Raw genomic sequence first — 18,514 nt, 5'->3', positions numbered from 1 at the left:
CCATTATTTCTTTCTGTGAAGCTTATAAATTTTATATAAATATTTACATTAACTTTACAAATACTCATAAATAAATTTAGTTTTTTTATATTCTCATGATTTTTTATTTTTTCTATTAAGTTCGATGGATTCACAGAGTAAGAAGATACTCACAATACACAAAAAATACAGATATGCCTATATATCTAATAGGCTTATCTGTATTCTTCCCTGATTTGGATTTTTTGAAACAAATTTTATATCTCTGAAAGATCATAGACATCATTCCTTCTATTTTCCAGAGTGAATACCTGATTGCGCACAGACCGAAGATACTCCAGATCAATCTCTGCTGTAATCACGGTGGTTTTGTCTGATGCCATTGCGATTACATTTCCCCAGGGATCAATAATCATCGTTTTCCCATATGCCTGATACTTCGGCTTCACTCCAATCTGTCCAGGGGCAATTACATAACAGCCATTTTCAATTGCCCTGGCTCTTAAAAGTACTTCCCAATGATCCTTTCCGGTATTTACCGTAAAGTTTGCAGGAGTGATAAAAATCTGCGCTCCCTTAAGTGCCATTATCCGAAACAGTTCACAGAATCTCATATCATAGCAGACAGACAGCCCCAGATGACCAACTTCCCGGGTGTCTACCGTCAGTATATTATTCCCGGGACAATTCACGTCGGATTCCCGAACGTCTGGTCCATCCTCTATCGATACATCAAATGGATGGAGCTTACGGTATTTGGCCGCTAACTCTCCCTTAGGATTTAATATCATCGTTGTATTATAGGGGCGTCTGTCATTTGTATCTTCATTTTTTTCATAGATACTTCCGCAGTGCAGCCACACCCGGTACTTTTTCGCCTGTTCTGCAAATACTTTGAATGTATGCCCTTCCGGTATGGACTCTGCAAATTTCTCACATTCCGATCCGATATAATTAACCGTCTCCGGCATAGCAATTAACCGGGCACCCCGCTCTGCTGCTTCTCTTATCAATTCAACTGCGTTGTTAAGATTTTCCTCAACGTTGCTCTTGGAATCTAATTGGATTGCTGCTGCTGTGAATTTGTTCATATTATCGCTGTACCTCCTTTTTATTATCTAATTTATTGCCAGTTCAAAAATCTGCTTACAAAATCCCCATTTCCTTCCCCCTGTTCACAGCTGCCAGCCTGCTGTTCACCTGCATCTTGGAATAAATATTAATTACATGGGTCTTCACGGTTGCCAGGGAAATGCAAAGCGCATCTGCAATCTGTTTATTGCTTTTTCCGGTACTGAGTTCTCTCAGAACTTCCAATTCCCTTTCAGAAAGAATATGCTCTTTATTGCTGCTGCTCTCCTCCGAAATCATTTCATGAAGGAATTCCCGTTCCTTTTCTTCCAGCTTTTCCTCTAATTCCAGGCGATACCTGGCTGTCATCTCCTGCATCAGCCCCCGTTCGAAGAAAAAGGGCTGCCGCAGTCCGCTGTCTGCGGCGTAAGTAATTACTTCGATCAGCAAATTTTTTAATTCGCGCCGGCTTTCTTTGCTCTGCTCTTCTTCCTTCTCTTTACTCAATATTCTCATCTTCAGCAAATCTGCCTCAATAATTCTATTCTTATTACGATTCTTCCTTGCAGATTTCAATATCTCATTTATTGTCTTTATCCCAGTATCCACATGGCCTCTGTCCGCAGACAGCTTTGCATAAACCAGCAAAGTATCCATTTCATTCCCCCGTTCTGCACCACGGTGAAAATCATGTAAAAAACGTTCCTCACATTCCGGATCACTATGGTTCCAGACTACGTATTTAATCAGTGCAGACCCAATCAGGCAATTATCCGGAAGACAGCTTCTTAGAAATGCTTTCACTTTTGCGCTGCTTTTCGTGTAATCTTCCGTCAGGCATTCATATTCGACCACATTGTATTGAAAGCTCAGATCCATCATCAGTGCCTCCCGGGATGTCACCTGTTTTGCCTGTTCGATTGCTTCTTTTGCCTCTTTTAGCTGCATTTTCTTCAAATAAACGCCGATCAGCCCTACATAGTAGGGCAGCTTTAACATTTTGTAATCATTCAGTAACGGGCTGCAGCTCTCATAAAGTTCCATGCACAGATCCAGTTCCCCAAGTTCTTCATAGATCTGGGTGCGTACAAAGGTTACAAAAAACCCCAGATAATGGTTCCCTGTCTTTTTCCATATACTGTCTGCCTTTTCCAGATAATCAAAGGCAGTCTGAATATTCCATTTGTAATATTGTAAAAATGTTTCCTTTACCAGCAGGAACGCCTTTGTTGTATCATTAATTGGAAAACTATCTATTTCTTCCATGGTAAGGAGGCGGATATCGGAATAGGAAAAAGATTCATTAACAAATAAATCAGCACATTGGATTGCTTTTCCCAGATTTCCCAGATCTCCCAGATCTCCGGAACTGCTTTCCCGGCTTAATTTTTCATAAACTTTTTTACAGATTTCAAATTCAAAATTAGCATAGTGATAAAAGAAATACTGTATGGCAAAATCTGAATTACTATATATTTCTTCAATCGGAACTTTACAAAAGTAGGAAAAGAAGATGGAATTTTGTGGTATTTGCACCAGGATATCCATTGCTTCTTCATAAGCTTCTATAAGAAACAGCTGATTCAGGCTCTCTTCATAATCCCCTGATTCGTATAGAATTTCAGATGCATGCTTATGTACTTTCCTCTGAAGATCAATATCTTCTTTTGCAAAGTGCTTCCTTAAATATTCCAGCAGGATCCCATGATAACGATACATGCCTTCCATTTCATCCACACATATCACGAATAAGTTCCGGTCAATGATACTGTCAAATGCCTCTTTTGCATCTTCTCCTGTCAGCTCCACACACATTTCTTTATTAAAATATTGAAAGACAGAAGAAAACAGCAAAAAATGCTGTTCCTGTTCCGGCAATACCTGAAAAATCTCTCTGGAAATGTATTCGTCAGAAAACCTGTTTTGAAAATTCAGTGTAAGTATCTCTTCTTCCGTCTTTCCTTTCAGGGAAAGAGAAAGAAGCTGAAGCCCTCCAATCCACCCCTCTGCGATCCGGCACATATATTCCAGCACTTGATCCGAATAAGAAAGCCCCAGTGTATTTGTAAGAAAATCCATACTGTCCCGGTATCCGCATTTCAACTGCCCCTCATCAATTACCAGAAGTTCTCCTTCCATGCCAAGCGCTCCCAGATAGACCTTTGGCTGCTCTCTGGTTACCAGCAGGATATGCAGCTGCTCGGGCATATTTTTAAATATCAGGTCGATTGTGTTTATCAGTTCCGAATCCTGGATCACCTGAAAATCATCCAGGATCAGCCAGCAGTCACCGGCAAAAGTTATTTCACCAAATAAAACCGGTAAAAACCGCTCCATATTATCCATCTGCATATTTTCGTCAAACAGATGAATCAGTTCCTCACCCTTTTCTCCCAGCTGGTCTCTGACCGCTTCCAGAAAATAACGCCAGAAGACAAATATATGGTTACTGTTTTCATCCAAGGAAATCCAGCGAACAAGTTCTAATTTTCTGTCGGAAATATAAGAACTCAGCAGCGTTGTCTTCCCGCTTCCCGCCTCTCCCTGAATCAGTATTACTTTATAATCCGGCACTTGATCCAGGATCTGATATAACTCACGCCGCACCACATAATTTTTCCGTGGTTTCGGTATTTTAAATTTTGATTGTAATATGGATGTATTAAACATAATTGAACCTTTCCGGATTGAAGCCTCTCCAGCGTGTGATTAAAAATTCATTTCCGCCATCTGCACGCCCCAGGCAATTCTTTATTTTACAGCAGGCCGGTACTTTCTGCAGTTTCGTACAATTGAGATTCCCGTCAATACCAATATGATTACCAGACAGTAGCCCAGCTGCTGATAATGATGTATATTCAGACTTCCCTTTTCTACCCCATTCACAAATGAGATAAAATTCTTCTGAGGCAGCACATTTATCAGCCCATTCATGATTTGGCTGCTGTGCGCATAAGAATAAAAGGTTCCCCCTAAGACAGATGTCAGTACAATCAGTGGGGATGCAGTCATATTGGCACTGTCCATGCTCTTACAAAAAGTATGCATAAAGATCCCAAATGAAACAGAAAGCATACACAAAATTCCAAGCAGCGCTGCATATTCCCACAGGGATAAACCAATGTTCAGCCCGATTATCCGGGCAGCAGCCACCACACCCATACTGGGTAGAAAAAGCATCAGGAAAGCATATAAAAAGTGTGCTGCCAGATATTTGACAAAACTGATTGGCGAAACAGCGATCCGTTCCACTAAATGTTTCTCCTTATCTTCACCATAATATTCCATGTGCAGAACCCCCTGCATCAGCAGAATCATCACCAGGTATCCGATAATATTTGTTCCAACTCCCCGAATCCGGTCTGTTTCGGGAACAAATCCTGCCGGGTCTTTTAACGCCTGCATCACCATATTTTTAAAAGTATCGCCTTTGAGCGTCTGTATCCCATATCCCTCTGCTGTTGGTTTTATCACGGCATCATACCGCCCGCTTACTAACTCACTCTCTTTTGGTTCCTGCAAAACATAACTGATATTAAAATAATGCTCCAGCCCAATCTCTTCCCGGACATTTCCAACTACTGCAAGATTTCCAATCACCTGTATCTTATTCGTAAAGTAAATAGCAAACCCTACCATACAAATGGTAAGCACTAACGTCATTATAGCATTTTTTTTATTGCACAGCACCCTATCCAGATCATTTTTTAATATTTGTATCATACATAATCCTCCTTGTGGAAAAACACTCCGCACAGCACCACTATGATCACCGTCCCTGCTGCCAGCATAAATATAGTGGGTAATACCTGACCCAGATCCCTGTCATATATAATTGCAAATAGCGTATTCATAATCCATTTCACCGGAGACAGCAGGCATATCTTCCGAACAGTCTCTCCGAATCCATCCAGTGAAAAAAACACTCCGCCCAGCAGACATAATATGGTAAGCAGCGTACTTAGAATCTGATTCGTAATATTCTCACTTTTTAAAATACAGCAGCACATAACTCCCAGTGCTGACGAAAAAAGAATTGCCATAGTAAGTACCGCCAGCACATATCCCGTATACATTCCCCCAATATTGACACCAAACAAATAATGCAGTATACCAAAATCAATAAAATACGCAATCTCCGTAAATAGAAATGCTGCGATAATCTTAGAAAAATACAGATAGGAATCCGGCTGTGGTGAGAAAATAATTCTCATATTTCCTGCCTTAATACGCTCCTCCATAAAGGAATTTGCACCGATAGTAGCTGCATTTAATGCACCGTAGATCATCAGGCTGATGCCATAATAATCATAAGAAGTGATCTCTGTGCCATAACTACCCTCCATAAAAAATCCCATCACTCCCACCAGCAAAATTGGAAATGCAAAAACATAAAAAAGCCACATTGGATTTTTAGCCAGATTCATAAAATCCTGTTTACATATATTATAAAATCCCCGCATATAAAGCTCCTTTCTTAATCCGTTTATTCATCCCGAAGGCTTTTTCCCGTGAGGCTTAAAAAAACTGTTTCCAAGTTGGCAGTCCGGCACATTATATTGTTGATTTTGATATTCTGGGATAGCGCCAGTGATATAATTTTATCCAGGTTTTCCACATTTTTTAAAGTTGTGATTTCAATAATTCCTTCTTCTGACCTGATTTCCATAACACCTTCAATGCGGTAAAATTCATCAATACTCAATTCTTCTTCGGATTCTACTGTCAGAATAAATTTTCTTTTATCGGAAATACTTTCCTTTAGTTCTTCCTTCGTTCCCTCGGCTATAAGCAATCCATCATCCATTATGATAATACGTGTAGAAATCTCTTCCACTTCTTCCATATAATGTGTGGTGTATAATACGGTCATACCATGGCTGCGCAGTTCCCGTATGGATTCTAAAATGTGATTGCGTGACTGGGGATCAATTCCCACTGTTGGTTCATCCATAATAACCAATTCCGGCTCATGGGCAATGGCACACGCTATATTTAACCTGCGCTTCATACCACCGGAAAATGTTTTCACTTTCTGATTTTTACGATCCTTTAATCCGACAAAGGAAAGTGCTCGTTCTGCCTTTTCACTTAAATCTCTCCCTCTCAGCCCATAAAGAGATGCAAAGAAACGCACATTCTGGATAGCGGTTAGATCTTCATACAAAGCCAGATCCTGCGGTACAACTCCAAGATGATACCGGTACTCCTTTTTTGTATCCCGGATACACTTTCCCTTATATTGAATTTCTCCCCCGTCTGCCCCCAGCACTCCTGCAAGGATATTGATTGTCGTACTTTTCCCCGCACCGTTTGGTCCAAGGAAGCAGAGAATTTCACCCCGCTTAATCTCAAACGATATTTTCTTTACCACTTCTTTATCTCCATAACATTTTTCCAGGTTCATTACCTTTATTAATTGATCCATAGGGATACCTCTCATTCTCTCTGTGATTTGTTCCTGCCATTACTTTAACATCCGGGACAAAAAAAGAAATCAACCGAAAGGTTGATTTCTAAGGTTGAACTCTCTATTTTTACGTTATTCAAACATATGCTATCTAAGCAGCCCCATACTCCCCGTAAGTTTATTTACCAGCTTCTTATTGCCGCATATCGCAATACCAAAGTACTGCAGTTTTTCTTCATCTACCTTGCTTAACTTTTTTGTAAAATCTTCATAATCATTACAGCTCTGCGCCACATCTGAAAAATCTGCAACCGTAAGCTGCTTGAATTCTTCTGTATAAAGTCTGCTACGCAAATCCTTTATGATTTGAACATTTCCCTTCAGGATGGGAACCGGAAATGCTGTAATTCCCAGATGTTCATTCTTAGCTCCATCCGATACATCCGCCCCTACTATCTCCGGATGTTGTCTTCCCAGTGTGATTCCCAGGACTGCTGCCGTATTAGCAATAATTCCCAGCGGAAGATTCTCATCAATTACCATGACACATTTATCATTTTGACTGTCCATTTTTGTTCTCCTTTGCATCTGATCTATCTTTGCAAAGTATAACACACACTAAAATAGTTCTCTTGTATGATATTGACAATCTCTTCTGCTTTTCAAATATTATGGTTCCAAACTTTACTCAGAACTATTGCTCATCCTTCACCATTTGAAGAAAATATTCATGGACTCGGGTATCCGCTGTAACTTCAGGATGAAAGGCAGCTCCAAGCTGATTTTTATATCTTACTGCTACTATTTTGTCATCAACCCTTGCCAGTATCTTCACCGCCGGATCAGCGATTTCAATGTATGGTGCTCTGATAAATGTCATTGGAATCATGCCGACTCCATCCATATGTCCCTCTGTATGAAAGCTGCCTAGCTGTCTGCCATATCCATTTCTTTTTACAGTAACCGGCAGTGTTCCGAAGTGGACCTGTTTATCGTTGGATAACTTTTCCGCCAGTAGGATCAGTCCTGCACAGGTTCCAAGCACCGGCATCCCGTTTTTGATCTTTGTTTTTAAGATATGGAATAAATCCAGCTCTTTTAAAAGCTTCCCCATTACTGTGCTTTCCCCGCCCGGCAGGATAAGACCGTCAAACGCTTCCTCTGCATCCTTTTTCTGCCGTATTTCGATGCAGTCTGCGCCCAGTTTTTCAAGCATCTTCTCATGTTCTATAAAAGCCCCCTGAACTGCCAACACTGCAATTTTCACTTTATTTTCCCCTTTCTGCCATTAAAAGTCCGATTTCCTGCTCATTGATTCCCACCATTGCTTCCCCCAGGTCTTCCGACAATTCAGCCAGCATTTTAGCATCCTGATAATTGGTTACGGCTTTCACAATTGCCTGTGCCCTCTTTGCCGGGTCGCCTGATTTGAAAATTCCCGATCCTACAAAGACTCCTTCCGCTCCAAGCTGCATCATTAATGCTGCATCTGCCGGAGTTGCAACTCCGCCTGCTGCGAAATTAACAACCGGAAGTTTACCGTTCTGATGCACATATTCTACCAGTTCATAGGGTACCTGAAGCTCTTTCGCTGCCTGAAATAGTTCATCCTCCCGCATGGAAACCAATCTTGCTATTTCCTGATTCATCATTCTCATGTGACGGACTGCCTGCACAATGTCACCGGTTCCCGGCTCCCCTTTCGTACGTATCATGGAAGCTCCTTCCGTAATTCTCCGAAGCGCTTCTCCCAGATCTTTCGCACCGCATACGAAGGGAACCTTAAATTTAGTTTTATCAATATGGTACACATCATCCGCCGGAGACAGCACTTCACTTTCATCGATATAATCTATCTCAACTGCTTCCAGAATCTGCGCTTCCGCAAAATGTCCAATCCTGCATTTTGCCATAACCGGAATCGTCACTGCCTCCTGAATTCCACGAATCATCTTTGGATCGCTCATTCTGGATACCCCGCCGGCCGCTCTGATATCTGCCGGAATCCGCTCAAGTGCCATAACCGCACACGCTCCGGCATCCTGTGCTATCTTTGCCTGCTCCGGTGTAGTTACGTCCATGATAACCCCGCCCTTTAACATCTGTGCCAGTTCCTTATTTAACTCATATCTGTACTGTTTCATTTAAACACTCTCCTTGTTATCTATTGTTGTAATGGTTGTCAACGGCAAGTAAATATTTGTATGGCTCATACATTTTCCAAATTAAGATCATAAGAATTCTTATCATTCATTGCAAATGAGCAATTTTTATGGTCTTACTATATCCGAAATGTGTCCTTGTTTCAAATGCCAGTTTTGATTTTTTAAACCATACCAGTTCACCAATAACGAACAAACTAAATAACCGGAACCCAAAATTGAATTTCACTTTTTCCATCCTCATCTATTACTTCACCATAACTATTTTGCATTCCCCATCATTAAAATAACGGCAATGGATTCCTGCTTCATAGGCTTCGAATCCTCCGCCTCAACAAAATAAACTGCCTTTTATCTTTAAACACGGGTCTTTACGCGTAGTTTAAAAAAGTGATAAAAACATATAAGGCTTACCCTGTATATGTTTTTACCACTTTTATATGTTTTTACCACTTTTGACTCTTATACTATTTATATTAATCATAAAGATTTGCAAACAGCTTAGCCGCTAATCTCTGTCTAACACAATCAGCCTGGATATAATTTCCTCACAAATCTCTACAACATTCTTACCATCTGTCTCCACGACAACGTCAGCAGTGGCAAGATATTTTTCACGCCGTTTTTCCATTAGCTCTTCTATGAATGCTACATTCATATTATTGTTCAGGATCGGACGTTCCCGGCTGTCCTTCACGCGCTCGAAAATTGTCTTTGGTGAAGCGGTCAGCAATACCACTCTTCCATGCTTCTTCATATGTTCCGCATTGTCCGGACGCATTACAACGCCGCCTCCGCAGGATACAATTGCCTGGCTTTTTTTCTGAAGTTCAATCAGCATATTACTTTCCAGATTACGGAAATATACTTCTCCATACTCCTCGAAGATTTCCGGTATTGACATTCCCTGCTTCTTAGCAATCATTGCATCCATCTCAATACGCTCCATCTCAAGCATTTTCTCAAGACCGTCTGCAACCGTACTCTTTCCAGCCCCCATGAATCCGATTAAAAAGATATTATAGTCGAACAAACTCTTTGCCTGTATCTTCCGGCTGTTTTTTACAATATATTTAAAAATATGTAAAATCTCTTCTTCGAATTCATTATTCCCAACTTTCTTCTTCAGGGCATCTTCCTGTCTCTTCTCCTGTTCGGGCTGGATAATCGGCGTACCTGTTTCTTTTTTGTATTCGATAATATCCTTTATATAATTCATGCGTATTACAAGTTCCTCAATGATGCGGTCGTCACATTGGCTTATCTTCTCTCTGATTTCTTCTAATCTATCCATCTGGGCTGTTCCTTTCTTATATTTCTATGCTGTATTATAACAGTAGGATGAAAATTTTTCAACATTTTAATACTTTAAAGCGAAAAAACTCCTTATTTCTTTTACTATATGTAGTATTCGCCTATTTCATATGATATAATTTAATATAATTGCAATTAATAGAAAGGTGAGGATGCTCCATGAACTTAAACCAGCTATACTATTTTCAGACGGTCGCAAGGCTGCAGCATTTTTCCAAGGCTGCTGATGAACTTCATATCTCCCAGCCCAGTTTAAGCTACGCCATGTCCAGCCTGGAAAAAGAACTTGAAACCTGCCTGTTTGAGAAACAGGGACGGAATGTTGTACTTACGAAATATGGAAAATTTTTTCTGGAGCATGTTGACCGCTCCCTGGAAGAACTGGAAGCAGGTATCCGACAATTAAAAAAATACACCAGCAATACAAAAGGGCAGATTGATATCGGATATGTATATCCTCTCGCCCCCAGGTATATACCAAAAATGGCACGCAGCTTTCTGGATCTCCCGGAAAATAAAGATGTAAACTTTACTTTTTATCAGGGTATTACATCTGCTTTAGTTTCCGGTCTGAAAAGCGAAAAGTATGATCTTATCTTTGCATCCCAGGTTCCCGCCGAAACAGATCTTGAATTTGTTTCCCTGATCGAACACGCACTTTCTGTCATCGTACCACTTAATCATCCGCTGGCGAATTTTGACCGGATTCATTTTCATGAAATATCCAACTATCCACTTGTTGTCTACAATAAAGAAACCGGACTTGGGCAGCTAACACTAAAGCTTTTTAATATATCCAACATAGAACCGCAAATCATATGTGAGGCAGAAAATGAACAGGCTTTATATGGACTTGTGTCCGAAGGGTTCGGTATCTCTCTTGCAGCCGTAATCCCTGAAATAAACCTGTATCAGGTAAAGGCAATTCCTGTCATTGAAGGCTACTGTAAACGTCATATCCATATGGCATATCTGAGAAATCATTATCAGACTCCAGCCATGAAACGCTTTATTGAATATGTCAAGTCACATGAATTTGAAATATAATTCAGAAAGGATCAAAATCATGCAAAAAAGGAAATTGGGTAATACCGGTTATCAGATCAGCCCTGTTGTCTATGGGGGAATTGTATCTATGGATGATGGTCAGGATGCTTCTGACCGCTATGTGGAATATGCTATTCAAAAAGGAATCAACTATTTTGATGTGGCCCCCTCCTATGGCGATGCCCAGGAAAAGCTGGGTAATTCCCTGAAACCTTATCGTAATCATATTTATCTTGCATGTAAAACCAACTGCAGGCTGGCTGAAGATGCAAAAAAGGAATTGGATGAATCCTTTGATCTGCTGCATACGGACTATTTTGATGTTTATCAGATGCACGGACTTGCAACTATGGAAGAACTGAACACCGCTTTTTCCAAAGGCGGGGTTATGGAAACCATGTGCAAAGCGCAAGAAGAAGGAATCTTAAAAAAGCTGGGCATCACCTGCCACAGTGAAGAGGTGGCTTTAGAGGCGCTTAAACGCTATAACTTTGACACTGTGCTCTTTCCTTTAAACTGGGGAGTAAATCTTGGAAAAGACTTCGGTACCCGCATTGCAAAAGCAGCCAAAGAAAAAGACATCGGTTTGCTTGGCATGAAAACCCTGATTCACCGCGCATGGATAAATGAAGAAGAACGTACGGAATCTTCTTTTCCAAAATCCTGGTGTAAGCCCATTTCCGGCAATGAAGCCCTGGGGATTGCTGCCATTAAATATACACTTTCCATGGGTGCAGATGCTGTTGTACCGCCTGGAAATTTCGAAAGTTTTTCTTTCGTTGTGGATCATATCGACGAATGCCTGAACCATCCTTTGTCTGATAAAGAAAAAGCCCTTCTGGATGATGAACTAAGAAAGATAGATGGGCAGTATTTCTTCTAATTAAAGGTCTTTCCACCCAAAATGGATGCCGGTATCATAGCTGCCGGCATCCATTTAATACGTTATTCTTCTATATATAAATCTACTAATTGATCACCTGCCTGCTCTCTGATATCATCATAGACATTCTGTGCCAGCTTTTGCATTTCATCGTGTACTTCATTCGAAAGTTCGATTCTTTCCACGCCTGCTGCTTCCATTATTTCAATCCTGTCTTCCACCCGGATATTAGCCTGTTCTCTGGCATACTCTGTTGCCGATTTTGCTGCTTCCTGAATGATCTTCTGTTGCTCCCGGCTTAATTTATCCATAAAATCTTCACTGGCAATCAAGGTAATCAAATGAGGCACATGATTCGTCTCTACCATATATTTTTGCTGTTCATACAGTTTTCCGGATACAATGACTTCATATGGATTTTCTTCTGCATCAATCGTGTGCTGCTGCAAACCAATATATACTTCACTGAATGCCATCGGGGACGGGTTTGCTCCCAGATCCTGCCAGAATTTTAAATGATTTGCATTTTCCATGGTCCTTATTTTCTGTCCCTTAAATCCGCTTATATCCTGGATATTCTTATTTGTTGTCATAACCCGGAAGCCCTGATCCGCAATCCCCAGCAATTGATAACTGCTTTTTTCATATACTTCCTGAATTGCCGCATAAAATTCTGGATTATCGATCTTCTCCCGTACTTCCTCAATGGTAGTACTTGCACATGGAAGATCAAAAACAGCCGTTTCCGGCATAAAGCTTACCTGTGGCGCCGTATTTTGCACTACAAAGGGGATATCCCCATCTGCACAGCTTTCTAAAAGTTCTCTGTCACCGCCAATTACCCCATTTGGATACACGGCTATTTCCATAGATCCGTTACTGCGCTCCATTACTTCCTGGGCAAACTTTTCACTATACACCTGCGTCACAGTATCTTCCGGACTGCTGGTACCCAGTGCCCATGCATAATGGTTTTCTGTTTTGCTGCAGCCACATAATACACTAATCATACTGATCACTAAAACGGTAATTCCTGCTTTCGATAACTTTTTCATTATGATGCCCTCCTTATAACGACAGGCTGATAGCCGGAATGAATGTAATCAGCAGCAATGCAATCAGGAAGATTAGAATCATCGGCAATGCCTTTTTAGCAATCTGCATTACCGGCACTTCTGTCATGGAACTTGCCACAAATAAATTCACGCCGATTGGCGGAGTAACAAAACCAATCGCCAGGTTAATTACCATAATAATACCGAACTGAATCGGGTCTACACCAATTCCCGTAATGATGGGAAGCATGATCGGCGTTACAATCAAAATCGCAGGGCTGGTATCCATAATCATTCCCACAATCAGTAAGAACACATTGATAACCAGTAAAACTGCCACCTTTCCCGAGAAGGAATCTAAAATCCATCCGCTCACAAGCTGTGGAATCTGCATAAGAGTCAGTACTCTTGAAAAAGCGCTGGACGCTACTAATATAAATAATAAGGGTCCATAGGTTCTGCAGGACTCCACACAAATAGCATAGATATCTCTCACATGAATTGATTTATAAATTACAATACTGACAAACAAGGCATAGAAAACAGAGATTACCGCCGCTTCTGTCGGAGATGCAATTCCACCATATATACATCCTAATATAATGACCGGAGTCAGAAGTGCCCAGACTCCATCTTTTAAAAGGTGTAATAATCCTTTCTGACGTAATTCTCCAACAACAAATTCAATCTTTTCCCGATCCTCTCCATATCTTCTGCAATAGTAATACGCATACCCCATAAGCAAAAGGGCAATTAAGATACCGGGAATAATTCCAGCCTTGAACATAGCTCCTACCGATTCCCCTGAAGCCATTCCAAATAAAATATAAGGTATACTCGGAGGAATAATAACTCCCAATCCCCCTGCTACTGCTACGATTGCAGTTGCAAAGACTTTATCATATCCAAGATTTATCAAAATAGGAATTGTCATGCTTCCCACAGCTGCAACAGTCGCAGGGGCAGAACCTGATATCGCCCCGTAAAAGAGGCAGGTTATAATTACTGCACAGGGAATTCCAGCCTTTCTTTTTCCAATAAAGAAAGCAAATACATCAAATAATTTGCGGGATACACCACCTCTTGCCATAATAATACCGGATAATACAAACATGGGGATAGCCAGGAGCGGGAAACTGTCAATTCCTCCCAGCATGGAACGAATCACATAAGTCGCACTGGCGGTGAAGCTGGAATCTGCCATTCCCGGCAAAACCGAAACAATTCCTAAAGATGTTGCAATTGGTATGGATAAAAATAAACATGCAATAAATATAATAAATACAACTACACTGCTCATGCTTCCTTCCCCCTTATCATTTGAATTTCTCCCCATATCTGCTGTACGGCCCGTAAACATACAAGTACGAAACATACAAACGGTGCCGCCTGAACAATATACATTGGCATCTCACAAGCTGTACTGAGCTGTCCGCTCTCTACCGCTTTCATCATATACGACCAGGAAAAAGGAATCAGGTAAGCAAAAAAGATCAATTCTGACATATGTACAATAATATTAGCAGCCGCATGCATTTTAGGTTTTAATTTACTGGTAACCTGTTCCAGGCGGATTGCAATTCCTTTTGTCATACAAAAACTAATGCTTAAAAATCCTGACCACACAAACAAATATCTGGTAATTTCTTCTGTCCATGCCATAGAATTATTGAATAAATATCTGGCGCAGATCTGAATCCCCATAATCAAAGTCATTATCATCAAAAATGACACCATGATAAACTCTTCAAAATTCTTATTTAACCATTTTAAAGCTTTCATACCTTCTCCTTTCGGTTCCATGATCTTTTAAATTCGAAAAAGCAAAGCCCCCACTATAACCTTTTCGGTTCCAAACACGATTAAACTATGCAGCACTGGAAATCATTTTTTTATACCTTACATTTACAAAAAGTGCCAGGGCAACCCCTATAACCGTTACAACAATATTTAAAACCATTACCGCTTCCGGTCCGCTGTTTGTGCTCAACTGCCCTGCAAATGAAAGAATTGTATAATTAGACAAGCTGGATGCAATCATAATGATACTTGTAATCGTTCCCTTGATGGAAGGAAAAAGATCATTTACTGTTGCAGTTGCCAGCTGCAATACCCCTCCTGCTGCAGAATACCCGATAACAAATGCACCAACCAGACATATCAACGGTGTTTTTATAACAAGTACGATGATCAGCATCAACGTTGCAATTGCAGGATAAATTACCAGAAAACGAACCTGTTTAAACTTGTTCACCAGAACCGCTGTTACAAACAGCGCTGCAATAGTTCCAGCCGAATACCAGGTCTGCATCATGCCCGCATCTTCCATACCTGCTATCTGAGTTCCGAACTTTTGCGAACAATTCATCCACAACTGAAAGGTTGCCGTACAGGTAAATCCAATTGCAATTAACGCAGCACTTTCCGCTGTAAATTTTGCCTTTTTCAGATTTGCAAAAAAGGAATCCGGCTTACCATCGGCTTTCTTTTGATTTTCAATCATTGGTACCTTTATAACTAAGATACCGATTACAACAATTACTGCTGCAGCCGCAATCATAATAACATTATACGACATATTGCTTGCAGCTACAAATCCCAGCATAAATGGCAGTAACAACTGTGAAGCAGAAATAAATAATTTTGTCAGCATTGCTGCCAGTCCGGAACGCGGTTCCAATATTTCTACACATGCCGGTATAACTCCTGTATCTAAAAATGAATTTGCTGCTCCACCAAGGATTGCTGCAATATACGCAACTGCCAGATTCGGTGAAAATGCCATGCCAAGGAAGAATATTGCATATGAAGCCACACCGATCAGCGTTGATATTCTTCTCCCAAGCTTATCCGAAATTGGGCCGGAAAAAGGCAGCGTAATCAATCTCCCAAGTCCCAATGCCGCAGCTACCATCGTTACCTTGTCATCTCCTGTTCCCCACTGGGCCGCAAGTGCCTCTTTCATAACCTGCTGTCCTAATATAGAGGCCCCGATTCCGTGGATAAAATAATTCAGATACAAAATAAATGCACTAGGATAATACTTTGATTTTCTCACCGCTTCACTCATTACTTCCTCTCCTTTTACCTGAATTCCATCACTTTTTGGATGTTTCTCCCTGATGTTTGTAACATTTATTGAGATTATTATATCAATTAGATTTAATAAATACCAATCGTTTATTTACTGTTATTCATAGATATTGTCTATAGTTATACGCTCTGATTTCTCTTTTCCCATTCGCTTGAATACATTAATGCGCTAAAGAAATAATTGACTTTTTCTGTCAAATAGTTTACTATTAAAAAATCATATATCACAGAATTTTACTGATAAACAATGAGCTAATGAAAGGGGATTATAAAAATGGCAAGAAAAATAACCGGACATACACGTCTTGCATGTCTTTTAGGAAGTCCAGTAGAACATAGTATTTCACCCGCAATGCATAACGAAGCATTTGAGCAGCTGGGTCTTGACTGTGCTTATCTGGCATTTGATGCCGGTGTGGATAAAATGCCTCAGGTAGCAGAGGGGCTTCGTGCAATGAATGTTTTAGGTTTTAATATTACAATGCCTGATAAAAACATCATGTGTGAACTTTGCGATGAACTTTCACCCGCTGCAAGGATTGGCGGCGCTGTGAATACCGTTTTAAATGATAATGGAAAATTTGTTGGTTATACAACAGATGGCACCGGATTTATGATGGCATGTAAAGATTCCGGATTTGACATTATAGGCAAAAAGATGACCCTGTTAGGAGCCGGCGGCGCTGCCAGCGCTATTCTAATTCAGGCAGCTCTGGACGGTGTAAAAGAAATTTCTGTATTCAGCATTCACGACGCATTCTGGGATCGTGCTGAAAAAATCGTCGAAACGTTAAATGCAGAAACAAAATGCAAGGTAACTCTATTTGATTTTGATGATCCTTCCGTCCTGAAATCTGAAATTGCCGGAAGTGATATTCTGACCAATGGAACAAGCGTTGGTATGGCTCCAAATACAGATGGCTGTCTGATTACCGATACCAGTGTTTTCCATGAAAATCTGATGGTTTTTGATGTAATTTATAATCCAAAAGAAACAAAGCTACTAAAGCTTGCAAAAGAATGCGGATGCCGTACCGCCAACGGTATGTATATGCTTCTATACCAGGGTGCAGCATCTTTTAAGATCTGGACCGGGCAGGATATGCCGGTTGATATTATTAAAGATAAATATTTCAAATAATAAATTTCCATGTGTAGAAGGACAGGGGGCATATCATTTCAGATTGAGCTCTCCTGTCCTTTTCTTGTATATTACTTTTCTTGTATATTACTTTAATCGTTTTTCTTTTTTTCTGTATTTTATTCCTGTGTTTCTTTATTCCCTAATTCCACAGCCTTTTTTTCCTGATCTGTTTTTAACTTTTGAACTATCTCAACAGACAGACCTGTCTTTCTGGCAATGGTTTCTACATCCAGGATATCGATCAGATTCTTTGCAATATCTATCGCTTTCTTTTGTTCACCCTGCTCTATTCCTTCCTCCCTAATCATGATTTTTTCTTCCCATTGCTGCAAATACCTTACCCCCACTTCTTCATTGCGCTTTATGCTTGAGACACGCTTATGTATCTTGTGAATACGCGAACTTTCGCATTTGCGGCAGACTTCATCCGTAGAGCTTTCCACGTAATGCAGAAAATCAATTAATTCCTGGCTTACCCCTTGCCGGTCTATCCCCTTTGTATTTAAAAAGATCCTAACTGCACCATCTTCTAAAACAGTGCCAGGCAATTCCTCACACTCCATCCTGCAAGTATAACGATACTTTCCAAATCCAAAAAGATCAAAACAAGCGATCATAATCATATAGGAATCATTTAGCTCATTAAAATCTATGACACCCGGTTCCAACAGGGATACATCCAGATGCGCCTGATAAAACCTGCCTCTCCTTGCCAAATTTCCTGCATTTTTCTGCTGCATTTCCATATTGTAGATTTTATCATCTGCATCAGCTGCAAAAACGTCCAATTTTATAGATCTTTGTGAGGTTGTAGTTCGAAATTCCTTTTCAGTTTCATTTTTCTTCAAAATTGTAATTTCTTTATCCAGTATGATTTCCAACATCGCTTGACAGCATTCCGGATCTTCTGCTACTTCATCAAATAAAAATCTGTCTTTCAGATCCAGTTTCTCTAACGGTTTCATCTTCTTTAATATTTTTTCCATGTTTGTCTCCTTTATTATAACATCAAAAATAAATTACAGCAACATCGGACTTTGCACTGTATCTACTATTTATCTTACATCTGTAAGCAAATGTATAAAATTATAAATTGCAATATTATAACACGCTTTAAGTCCCGATATTAGTTTATAGTTACCTGTTACTTTTCCATATTAAAATTAATCATTCGTCCATTTACGTTAATTGGAGTTCCCAGCGAGCTGCCAGTAAAAAGAAATATTATAGATATGTTATATACAATAAGACTACTATATTTTATGTAATTAGTTAATAATATATTTATTAAAATGTATATTTATTTGCAATAAATTTTATATATATTTAGTGATATAAGCATAAAATTGCTAATTA

17 protein-coding genes are annotated in these 18,514 nt (G+C 40.0%); 3 read left to right on the top strand and 14 right to left on the bottom strand.

Features of this window, described 5'->3' with window-relative positions:
• Positions 1-236: 236 nt before the first annotated feature.
• The 9 genes from CD03_RS0126675 to CD03_RS0126630 form a co-directional block, all read right to left on the bottom strand.
• The gene (locus CD03_RS0126675; protein ID WP_027296237.1) at positions 237-1,070 is read right to left on the bottom strand and encodes a carbon-nitrogen hydrolase family protein; all 834 of its coding nucleotides are present in this window, start codon (positions 1,068-1,070) and stop codon (positions 237-239) included.
• Between the two features lie 55 nt (positions 1,071-1,125).
• Positions 1,126-3,720 (bottom strand): helix-turn-helix transcriptional regulator, encoded by a 2,595-nt coding sequence (locus CD03_RS0126670; RefSeq protein WP_027296236.1) that lies wholly within the window; start codon positions 3,718-3,720, stop codon positions 1,126-1,128.
• Between the two features lie 81 nt (positions 3,721-3,801).
• The gene (locus CD03_RS0126665; RefSeq protein WP_027296235.1) at positions 3,802-4,773 is read right to left on the bottom strand and encodes an ABC transporter permease; all 972 of its coding nucleotides are present in this window, start codon (positions 4,771-4,773) and stop codon (positions 3,802-3,804) included.
• Positions 4,770-5,513: an ABC transporter permease gene (locus CD03_RS0126660; protein ID WP_027296234.1), complete on the bottom strand. Its 744-nt coding sequence runs from the start codon at positions 5,511-5,513 to the stop codon at positions 4,770-4,772. Before CD03_RS0126660 ends, CD03_RS0126665 begins: the two co-directional genes overlap by 4 nt.
• A gap of 23 nt (positions 5,514-5,536) precedes the next feature.
• Positions 5,537-6,478: an ABC transporter ATP-binding protein gene (locus CD03_RS0126655; RefSeq protein ID WP_027296233.1), complete on the bottom strand. Its 942-nt coding sequence runs from the start codon at positions 6,476-6,478 to the stop codon at positions 5,537-5,539.
• A 129-nt stretch (positions 6,479-6,607) separates the two neighbouring features.
• Positions 6,608-7,030 carry a DUF2000 domain-containing protein gene (locus tag CD03_RS0126650; RefSeq protein WP_027296232.1) on the bottom strand — a complete coding sequence of 141 codons (423 nt, stop codon included), beginning with the start codon at positions 7,028-7,030 and terminating at the stop codon, positions 6,608-6,610.
• A gap of 124 nt (positions 7,031-7,154) precedes the next feature.
• Positions 7,155-7,727, bottom strand: coding sequence for a pyridoxal 5'-phosphate synthase glutaminase subunit PdxT (gene pdxT, locus CD03_RS0126645; protein WP_027296231.1), 573 nt, complete (start codon positions 7,725-7,727; stop codon positions 7,155-7,157).
• 1 nt (position 7,728) lies between these two features.
• Entirely contained in the window at positions 7,729-8,604 is an 876-nt protein-coding gene (gene pdxS, locus CD03_RS0126640; RefSeq protein ID WP_027296230.1) for a pyridoxal 5'-phosphate synthase lyase subunit PdxS, read from the bottom strand.
• A gap of 526 nt (positions 8,605-9,130) precedes the next feature.
• Positions 9,131-9,916, bottom strand: a complete 786-nt coding sequence (locus tag CD03_RS0126630; protein ID WP_027296229.1) for a shikimate kinase — start codon at positions 9,914-9,916, stop codon at positions 9,131-9,133.
• A 179-nt stretch (positions 9,917-10,095) separates the two neighbouring features.
• Here CD03_RS0126630 and CD03_RS0126625 point away from each other — a divergent pair, with 179 nt between their 5' ends.
• Together CD03_RS0126625 and CD03_RS0126620 are read left to right on the top strand one after the other, a co-directional pair.
• Positions 10,096-10,983, top strand: a complete 888-nt coding sequence (locus CD03_RS0126625; RefSeq protein WP_027296228.1) for a LysR family transcriptional regulator — start codon at positions 10,096-10,098, stop codon at positions 10,981-10,983.
• Positions 10,984-11,002: 19 nt separating this feature from the next.
• Entirely contained in the window at positions 11,003-11,866 is an 864-nt protein-coding gene (locus tag CD03_RS0126620; RefSeq protein WP_027296227.1) for an aldo/keto reductase, read from the top strand.
• Between the two features lie 62 nt (positions 11,867-11,928).
• On the opposite strand, the gene CD03_RS0126615 is transcribed toward CD03_RS0126620, so the two are convergent.
• The 4 genes from CD03_RS0126615 to CD03_RS0126600 all read right to left on the bottom strand — a co-directional run bounded on the left by CD03_RS0126615 (position 11,929) and on the right by CD03_RS0126600 (position 15,991).
• The gene (locus CD03_RS0126615) at positions 11,929-12,921 is read right to left on the bottom strand and encodes a TRAP transporter substrate-binding protein (RefSeq protein WP_027296226.1); all 993 of its coding nucleotides are present in this window, start codon (positions 12,919-12,921) and stop codon (positions 11,929-11,931) included.
• 13 nt (positions 12,922-12,934) lie between these two features.
• The gene (locus CD03_RS0126610; RefSeq protein WP_027296225.1) at positions 12,935-14,221 is read right to left on the bottom strand and encodes a TRAP transporter large permease; all 1,287 of its coding nucleotides are present in this window, start codon (positions 14,219-14,221) and stop codon (positions 12,935-12,937) included.
• Positions 14,218-14,703, bottom strand: a complete 486-nt coding sequence (locus CD03_RS0126605; RefSeq protein WP_027296224.1) for a TRAP transporter small permease — start codon at positions 14,701-14,703, stop codon at positions 14,218-14,220. Before CD03_RS0126605 ends, CD03_RS0126610 begins: the two co-directional genes overlap by 4 nt.
• 85 nt (positions 14,704-14,788) lie before the next feature.
• Positions 14,789-15,991: an MFS transporter gene (locus tag CD03_RS0126600; protein ID WP_027296223.1), complete on the bottom strand. Its 1,203-nt coding sequence runs from the start codon at positions 15,989-15,991 to the stop codon at positions 14,789-14,791.
• Between the two features lie 297 nt (positions 15,992-16,288).
• Between CD03_RS0126600 and aroE the strand changes: the two genes are divergently transcribed.
• Positions 16,289-17,155 carry a shikimate dehydrogenase gene (aroE, locus tag CD03_RS0126595; RefSeq protein WP_027296222.1) on the top strand — a complete coding sequence of 289 codons (867 nt, stop codon included), beginning with the start codon at positions 16,289-16,291 and terminating at the stop codon, positions 17,153-17,155.
• A gap of 119 nt (positions 17,156-17,274) precedes the next feature.
• Here aroE and CD03_RS34950 read toward each other — a convergent pair whose 3' ends face one another.
• Positions 17,275-18,144, bottom strand: coding sequence for an Rpn family recombination-promoting nuclease/putative transposase (locus tag CD03_RS34950; RefSeq protein ID WP_044289695.1), 870 nt, complete (start codon positions 18,142-18,144; stop codon positions 17,275-17,277).
• Positions 18,145-18,514 lie beyond the last annotated feature (370 nt).

Origin of the sequence: Robinsoniella sp. KNHs210 (assembly GCF_000686105.1) — a bacterium.
Classification (GTDB): Bacteria; Bacillota; Clostridia; order Lachnospirales; family Lachnospiraceae; genus Robinsoniella; species Robinsoniella peoriensis.
Note: the sequence above shows the minus strand (reverse complement) of the source record. Positions and strands in the feature narration are given on the sequence as shown.

Coding starts and splice junctions, on each gene's coding strand:
- CD03_RS0126650 (WP_027296232.1), bottom strand. CDS start 7,030: ATGGACAGTCAAAATGATAAATGTGTCATGGTAATTGATGAGAATCTT.
- CD03_RS0126625 (WP_027296228.1), top strand. CDS start 10,096: ATGAACTTAAACCAGCTATACTATTTTCAGACGGTCGCAAGGCTGCAG.
- CD03_RS0126675 (WP_027296237.1), bottom strand. CDS start 1,070: ATGAACAAATTCACAGCAGCAGCAATCCAATTAGATTCCAAGAGCAAC.
- CD03_RS0126610 (WP_027296225.1), bottom strand. CDS start 14,221: ATGAGCAGTGTAGTTGTATTTATTATATTTATTGCATGTTTATTTTTA.
- CD03_RS0126600 (WP_027296223.1), bottom strand. CDS start 15,991: ATGAGTGAAGCGGTGAGAAAATCAAAGTATTATCCTAGTGCATTTATT.
- pdxS (WP_027296230.1), bottom strand. CDS start 8,604: ATGAAACAGTACAGATATGAGTTAAATAAGGAACTGGCACAGATGTTA.
- CD03_RS0126665 (WP_027296235.1), bottom strand. CDS start 4,773: ATGATACAAATATTAAAAAATGATCTGGATAGGGTGCTGTGCAATAAA.
- CD03_RS0126620 (WP_027296227.1), top strand. CDS start 11,003: ATGCAAAAAAGGAAATTGGGTAATACCGGTTATCAGATCAGCCCTGTT.
- CD03_RS0126655 (WP_027296233.1), bottom strand. CDS start 6,478: ATGGATCAATTAATAAAGGTAATGAACCTGGAAAAATGTTATGGAGAT.
- CD03_RS0126605 (WP_027296224.1), bottom strand. CDS start 14,703: ATGAAAGCTTTAAAATGGTTAAATAAGAATTTTGAAGAGTTTATCATG.
- aroE (WP_027296222.1), top strand. CDS start 16,289: ATGGCAAGAAAAATAACCGGACATACACGTCTTGCATGTCTTTTAGGA.
- CD03_RS0126615 (WP_027296226.1), bottom strand. CDS start 12,921: ATGAAAAAGTTATCGAAAGCAGGAATTACCGTTTTAGTGATCAGTATG.
- CD03_RS0126630 (WP_027296229.1), bottom strand. CDS start 9,916: ATGGATAGATTAGAAGAAATCAGAGAGAAGATAAGCCAATGTGACGAC.
- CD03_RS34950 (WP_044289695.1), bottom strand. CDS start 18,144: ATGGAAAAAATATTAAAGAAGATGAAACCGTTAGAGAAACTGGATCTG.
- CD03_RS0126670 (WP_027296236.1), bottom strand. CDS start 3,720: ATGTTTAATACATCCATATTACAATCAAAATTTAAAATACCGAAACCA.
- CD03_RS0126660 (WP_027296234.1), bottom strand. CDS start 5,513: ATGCGGGGATTTTATAATATATGTAAACAGGATTTTATGAATCTGGCT.